We start from the raw sequence: 7,255 nt of genomic DNA, 5'->3' as shown, positions 1-7,255 counted from the left end.
GTTTGGGTAAGGTCACCTCCAGATCGACCGTCGGCCAGCCAAGCACCTTCAGATAGAAGAAACGAATGCCGTTGTACATGAGTCGCACGCTGGCCGGCGCCAAGCGGCGCTGCACCACCAGGTNTTCGAAGTAACGCGTGAGATCAGCATGTTCGAGGAGGTCCGGGGAACGGCGGGTGAACTTCGCCAAGTCTCGGACCGCGGCCAGGTAACTTTCGTGGGTGCGCGGCGAGAAGCCATGCATCTGCATGGCGGTGATCATCTGCTCACGTAAGGGAGTCATCGTCCAGTGCTCTGTTAACGACCCGGATCGGGCCGTTAAAAGTGTGGACGATGGGAGCCGGGGCGGGGCTGGAGGTCAACCGCGGGGCGGCTGGGGATATCCGCGCGTTGTTCGCGATTCAATGGCGCTATGGGATGGGCGCGGTAGGCCCCGCGGAGCGGATTAGTTCAACGTGTTCTAGAATGGTTTAGGATGCAAATACTCAAGATAGCATTAGGATGCTAGTGCTCTAGGTTGCGTTAGGACGTTAGTGGTCTAGACTGCCCGCAGTCTCATACCCAAGTATCCTACCGCACCCGCGCCCCCCCGCCAAGAGCGTATCTAGTCGATTTGTGTCCGCAACCTGCGCGTTGCCCTTGATCATCGTTCCCGCCACCACGTCTCTCAGGGGTACGGTGAGCTTGCGAACCGCACCAACACCCGCGGGGCGCCGTACGGTTCGCTCCAGACACGGTGGCGAATCCGCTAACTCATTGAATCACAGAGCCTACAGAAGTGACACGGATGTTTTTCTTCATCTGTGAACATCTGTGACATCTGTGGATAAATCCGTGTGGTTGCTTGGGCCGTAACGGCGATCATGGCCCAACCGCTGGCTGCTGAGGTAGTGGGGGGGTCCATCTTATCTTGCAAGTCCATACTCGCTGCGAGGGACCATCCATGGCACTGGATTCCGGCATCCTGCCGGAATGACGGTGCAGGCTCAACTCTCCCACTCAGCCCCCCGCACCAACGCCAGCATATCGTCATAGCTCAACCGTCCGCCGTCGCCGGTGCCTTCCAGCAGGTCGTCGGCGAGATCGCGTTTGGCGGCGTGGAGTTTCAGGATGCGCTCTTCGATGGTGTCCTTGGCGACCAGGCGGTAGATGGTGACCGGGCGCTCCTGGCCGATGCGGTGGGCGCGATCGCTGGCTTGGTCTTCCACCGCGGGGTTCCACCAGGGGTCCATGTGGATCACATAGTCGGCGGCGGTGAGGTTCAGGCCGAAGCCGCCGGCGCGCAGGCTGATCAGGAAGAGTTCGCCCTCGCCCGCCTGAAATGCGGTGACGGCGGCGCGGCGCTGGGCCTCGGAGGTGCTGCCGTCCAGATATTGGTAGCGGATGCCGCGGGTGTCCAGGTGGGCGCGCAGGATGCTCAGGTGATCGACGAACTGGCTGAACACCAGCGCCTTGTGCCGGTTGTCCAGCAGTTCGTCGACGATGTCACTGAAGGCCTCCAGCTTGGCGCTGGGCAGGGGGCTGTCGGGCAGGACCAGGCGCGGGTGGCAGCAGACCCGGCGCAGCCGCATGATCTCGGCGAGCAACTGAAAGCGCGCCTGGCCGGGATTGGCGGTCGCGGCCAGGTCCAGCCGTTCGATGGCTTGCTGACGCAGGGCCTCGTATAGGGCCTGTTCGCCCTCGCTCAGTTCCAGCCGCAGGGTGATTTCGGTGCGCGGGGGGAGTTCGCTCAACACCTCGCTTTTCAGCCGCCGCAGGATGAAGGGGCGCAGCAGTTGCCGCAGCCGCTGGCGGGCCAGCGGGTCCTTGTCCAGTTCGATGGGGTTGGCGAAGCGCTGATTGAAGCGCTCCTGGGAGCCGAGCAGGCCGGGGTTGATGAACCGGAACAGGTTCCAGAGTTCGCCGAGCCGGTTTTCGATGGGGGTGCCGGTGGCGATCATCCGGAAGCCGCCGTTCAGCCGCATGATGGCCTGGGAGCGCTTGGTGAGCGCGTTCTTGAACGCCTGGGCCTCATCGGCGACCACGGTTTCCCAGGTGACCTCGGCCAGTCGCTCCCCTTCGGTTTGCAGGAGTCCGTAGCTGCACACGATCAGATCGAAGGGTCCGGCCGCCTTGAGCTGGGCCGCGCGATCTCCGGGGCCAAAGCGCTGGGGCCGCAGCGTCGGGGCGAAGCGCCGCGCCTCGTCGATCCAGTTGCCGCAGACCGACATCGGCGCCAGCACCAGGGTGGGACCCTGGGGCGCGCGGGACAGGATCAGCGCCAGCGCCTGCACGGTCTTGCCCAGGCCCATGTCGTCCGCCAGGCAGGCCCCGGCGCCCCAGTGGGCCAGCCGGGCGAGCCAGCGGTAGCCTTCCGCCTGGTAGTCGCGCAGGTCCGCCTGGAGGGTGGAGGGTAGCACCGGCTCCAGATCGCGCGCGGTGCTCAGACGCTTCAGCAGTGCCTGCCAGGCGGGGACGCCGCTGACGGCCATGCCGTCCAGCAGATCGGCGACGACTGGGGCCGCCAGGGGGTGGAAGCGCCCGTTGTCGGTCAGACCCTGCAGGCTGTCGAGCCGTCGCCGCAGCGCGTTGCTCAGCACCAGCACCTCCTGCTCGCCCAGCCGCAGGTAGCGGCCGCCGGAGGCACGTGAGCGCTCCAGCAGTTCCCGCATGGCCAGCACCCGGCCGTCGGCGAGCTGCAGCCCGCCGCCGATGTCGAGCCAATCCCCCTGCTGTTTGATCTTGATCTGCATCTGACCCAGTTGGGTCTCGGCGGTCAAGGCAATGCGCTTACCTTCCGGCCAGTCCAGCGCCACCGTGTCGCCCAGCGACTGGAGTTGCTCCAGGGCGCCGAGGGCCAACTCCGGGTCGTCCAGATTCCAGGTCCAGCCGTCCGCGCCGTCCAGGATCGGGCAATCGGTCAGTACCCGCCGGGCGGCGGCCAATTCGCCTTTGAGGTCGCGCGTGCAGCGCACCGCCCGGCCGGCCAGCTCGGTGAGCAGGGTCGCACCGCCCTGCCCCGGCCGCAGTTGCGGGCCGCCGTCGCCGCACGGATGAACATGCAGGTCCAGCCCGAAACCGGCACCGTAGGGCCGCAGGTGGATGTGCGGGCGCGGATCGGCCGGGATTTCTTCCGCATGGTCGGTGAGACCGCCGATGTCGGAATGGACGGTCAGCAGCGGCGCCACGCCGGCCAGCCCCTCCAGCAGCCGCGCCTGCGCGTCCGCCGGCACCCGCAGACCATCCGGACCCAGGATGCGGCCGATCTCCCGATGGCGGGCGTCGAAGTGGATCAACCGGATGCGCTGGGGCGTCTCATTCACCGCCGCGACGTTGCGCTCAACGGGCGGAAAGGGCGCGATGCCGACGAGGATCTCTTTGTCGCGGCGCACCACCGACAGGGTCGGGCCGCCGCGAATCAACTCGATCTGGCGATCGACGCCGCCGACCCGCCGCAACAACGGATGGCCGATGCAGGTCAGCAGGGCGCGATCCTGATCGAGCCGGTAGAAGGTCCGCCCCGGCGCACCGTAATAGGCGCTGCGCTCCTGCTCCTTGACGATGCAGGCGCACAACTCCCGATCCTGGGGGCTGATCTCGGGAATACTTTCCGGGTCCTCGGCGAGTTGCTGCAGCGGCATCGCCCGTCCGTGAGTCCAACCGCCGCGCTTCATGCGCTTCTGCTCGCGCGGCTCCAGCGTGGCGAGCCCGTCGTTCACATCGATCGTCCAGATCAGGCGGCGGTCCGGACCGGGGGCCGCGTCGGCGGTGGCGTCGCCGCTCGCCGGCGGCGCACCCACGCCCTTCAGCGCTTCCAGGGCGATCTCCCAGGCGGAGCGGGGACCCAGCAGACAGGTCATCAGCACCAGGTCCGCGGGGGGCTCGCCCAGGATGGAAAACGCACCGGGGAAGCCGTTGGCCTGCAGTGCCGCCCTGGCCTCGTGCGCATACCAGAGCAGACCGGCCTGAATCGCCTGATGGCAATGGGTGGCCAGCCGCGCCGACAGCGTCCCCACCGGCGGCAAACCAAACCAGTAGCGCGCCAAGGTCTGGAGCAACGGCGGCAAGGCACCGCGCAGCACCAGGTCGGGCTTCAAATGGTAGCTCGTATCCGCCGTACAACGGCCGGTGAGCACCGGGGCCAGATCGCGGATCACCCGGTACGTCGGTTCGATGACATCGGTCACGGGCGCGCGCAGACAGAAGCCGACCTGCTCCGCCACCAGCTCGAAGTCTTCCCGCCGCCCGCGGCGCAACAGGGCCAGCAGATAAAGCGCACCGGGGAGGCCCGACAGCGCCACCTTCCGCTTCCGGGTCAGCTTGCGGGTCGCCTGCAAGGCGGTCTCAAAGGTCGCGATGGCGGCGTCATAGTCGCCCTGAAGAAACCGCAGCCAGCCGAGCCGGGCCAAGCCCTCGGGGTCGGTGCGGCCGGCGAGCAGTTCGGCCACGCCGGCCAGTTGGCCGCGCAGGAGGCGCTGCTCGGCCAGGGTGTCGGCGGCGTCCGGATAATCCGGCACCAAGGGTGTCAGCACACGCTCGGCCAACTCATAGATTGCGGCGTCGGCAGCCAGATCCAGCGCGCTCTCGCGCAGCATCGGCGCCAGCGCCAGGAGTCTGAGCCGGGGGCTCAAGCCTGCCAGCCACTGCGCATCGGGCGAGCGGGTGCAGACCTGGGCCAGCCGGGCCACCTCGACAAACCGCACCTGACTGGCCGATGCGCCCGGGGCCACGCCAGGCAGCAGCGCGAGCACCTCGGCCTCGCGCCCGGCGTAGAGTGCGTTGCGCAGCTTGCGGGTGGTGCGCTCCGCGGTGGTCTGCTCCCAGGCCGGACCGCCGCGCGTCGGGACCACGGTCTCAGCCGCCGCCACAATCGCCGCGAAGGTGCCGTCGGCGACGGTCTCTCGGGTCAGCGGCTCGGCGAGATCCGGGTGGCACACCAGGCCGCGGGGGCTTTGCTCGATCAGATGGTCCGAAAGCAGCAGCAAGCGGAGATCCTTATCCAGGATCTCGCGCAGCGGTGCATCCTTGTGACCGCGCCAGCGCAGCGCGTCCAACACCTGATGGAACACCGTCAAACCGACCGGCTCGCAGATCACCGACAGCACCCGCAGAATGCGCCGCGCATCATCGCCCAGTGCCGCATAGCGGGCAAGAAAATCAACCACGGGGCACCTCCGGCAAGATCAGATCAAGCCGGACCAGACCCTTGCGGAAGGCTTTCAGCTTGGACTCGGGGACGCAGAGCAGACGCGCGCCGGCCCGCACACAATGCGGTCCGGTCGCCGGGTCCTCGGCCAGCATGGCGGCCAACCCCTCATCGCGGCACTGCACCAGACGGGCGGGACCGATATCGGCCAGGGCCGTGACCCGTTCGGCGATGGCGTCGAGCCGTCGGGCGAGGGGCGCCGGCAGGTCCCCGCCAAAGGCGATGGTCAGAAAGTCGCGGATGCGCGCGCGCTCGCCGGTATCGGTACCGCATTGCAACAGGGCCTCGGAGTCCAGATCCCAGCGCGCCCCGGCCTGGGGACGGGCGATGCGCTCCAGGATCAGGCGTTCGGCGGGCTCCGGTTCGCGCAGCAGGCGCAGCCCCAGTTCGCCCTCCGCGGCGAGCAGCCTGGGCATGGCCGGTTGCAGCGGCCGGTACTCGGGGGCGAGCCCGAGACAATAGGCACCGAGCGGATTGATGCGCAGATACCGCAACCCATCGTAGCGGCTGAGGAACATCAGGCTGTCGGTCCCCCAGGCGTCGCCGTAATCGTCCCGTGCGCCGTACGGCAGGGTGTAGGCCACATCGATCATCCCCAGCGTGGCCAGGTACTCGAACAGATAGACAAGACAATAGCGGGTCTGCAGGATCTCGACGACATAGTCCCCCAGACCGCCATAGTGGGGGTCGGTGATATACAGGCTCCAGGGGTTATGGCTGACTGTAAAAGAGCGCCCCCGGTACTGCATCTGCCGAAAGAATTCGTTCAGGTCGAGCCAGCGACCCACCGGGCAGTCCCGCAAGACCGCGGCGATGACCGCCCGGCGGTCGGCCGTGGCGGACAATTGCGCACCCTTGCTGGTCTGACCCTTGATGACATCGACCCGGCGCAACTCATCCGGGCTACCTTTCGTTTGCCAGCGCTCGAAGAGACCGGCAACCACCTCCGCCAGCGGCAGCGACAGCGCCTTGTTGCCCCGCGGCGTCAGCGCGAGTTTGTTGACGTCCAGCTTGGCGAGCCCCCCGGCCTGCAATAACAGGGTCCAGGCGAAGGGACGGATGGGCCGGATCGGTCCGCCTTCCCAGCGATCGATCGCCTGGTCATCCTCCGCCGCATACCAATCCCCGCCGAGCAACACCGACTCGATGCGGGTGACGGCGACGCTGCTCGGCAGGCCGGTCTTGGGACCGACCGCGACGCCGCCCTGCCCGATCAGCCGCAGCATCGACGGCAGATCGTGCGCCACCAGCGTTTCGGTCGCGACGCGCCGCAAGGGTTGGGGCTCCTGATCGTCGGGCTCCGCGAGGGCGGACGCGGGGAAAGCGTCAGGGAGTTCGTCGTCGGTCAGGGTCGCGTAGGCCAAGTCGGCCGGCACCGGGGCGAGCGCGGCCAGGCGCGGACAGAGATCCTCGGGGATTTCGTATTGATAAAAGAACAGCGACAGCAGATCCTGCCGCTCCGCCGTCTGACTGCTGCTCTGCGCCCACATGGAATAGGCCGACCCAAAATGCTGAGGGAGTGACCCGTAGCGGGCGCTGAAGCGGGTGTGGTCGAAGACGCCGTCCCAGGAGTGGACGGTCTCGGCAACGGCATTGACCTCCAACTCCGACAGCCTGGACCAGACGCGGCTGAGATCGCCAGTCAACAGATAGCTGGCGATCGTCGCCACCAAGTCGCCCTTGCGCGGCGAAGGCGGCGTGACCGGAATCAGCGTGCAGCGTTTCTTCAGGTCATGGACAGTGAAAAGTTCAAGGGCTTCGCGCAGCTTCATCGTTGGTTTCGGTAGGTCGCTTGGTGGATTCGATCAAGGTTGCGGCCGTCGGCCGCCGGTCCGGAGTCTAAGGGTTCAGCCGTGGCTACACCATTCAATACACTTAGAGGATATCCGGCAAGGAACATCAAGCCACCCCGGAAGATGAAATTCCCCCGTGGGAGCGGCGTCCCGCCGCGATGCGGTGCCGCGGTGACCTCGAACGCCGCGGCTGCGCGCCGGGCCCCGTCGCGGCGGGACGCCGCTCCCACAGGGCCGCTGCGCGACTTTCACGACAAAAATCCTTTCAGGGTCGCGC

Annotated in this window: 3 protein-coding genes; all 3 read right to left on the bottom strand. The window is 67.2% G+C overall.

Annotation, left to right across the window (positions count from 1 at the left end; all coding sequences use genetic code 11):
• Nucleotides 1–244: site-specific integrase (locus A39O_RS0127540; protein ID WP_456073035.1), on the bottom strand; the 244-nt coding region annotated here is incomplete at its 3' end.
• Between the two features lie 742 nt (nt 245–986).
• Nucleotides 987–5,144, bottom strand: coding sequence for a DEAD/DEAH box helicase (locus tag A39O_RS0127530; RefSeq protein ID WP_020507883.1), 4,158 nt, complete (start codon nt 5,142–5,144; stop codon nt 987–989).
• The gene (locus A39O_RS0127525) at nt 5,137–6,957 is read right to left on the bottom strand and encodes a hypothetical protein (protein WP_020507882.1); all 1,821 of its coding nucleotides are present in this window, start codon (nt 6,955–6,957) and stop codon (nt 5,137–5,139) included. Before A39O_RS0127525 ends, A39O_RS0127530 begins: the two co-directional genes overlap by 8 nt.
• Nucleotides 6,958–7,255 lie beyond the last annotated feature (298 nt).

The sequence above is a fragment of the Lamprocystis purpurea DSM 4197 genome (assembly GCF_000379525.1).
GTDB lineage: Bacteria > Pseudomonadota > Gammaproteobacteria > Chromatiales > Chromatiaceae > Thiodictyon > Thiodictyon purpureum.
The sequence above is the reverse complement of the archived record's forward strand: the minus strand, read 5'-3'. Positions and strand labels throughout refer to the sequence as shown.

What these genes read in the sequence shown, in the direction of transcription:
- A39O_RS0127525 (WP_020507882.1), bottom strand. Translation starts at nt 6,957, where the DNA reads ATGAAGCTGCGCGAAGCCCTTGAACTTTTCACTGTCCATGACCTGAAG.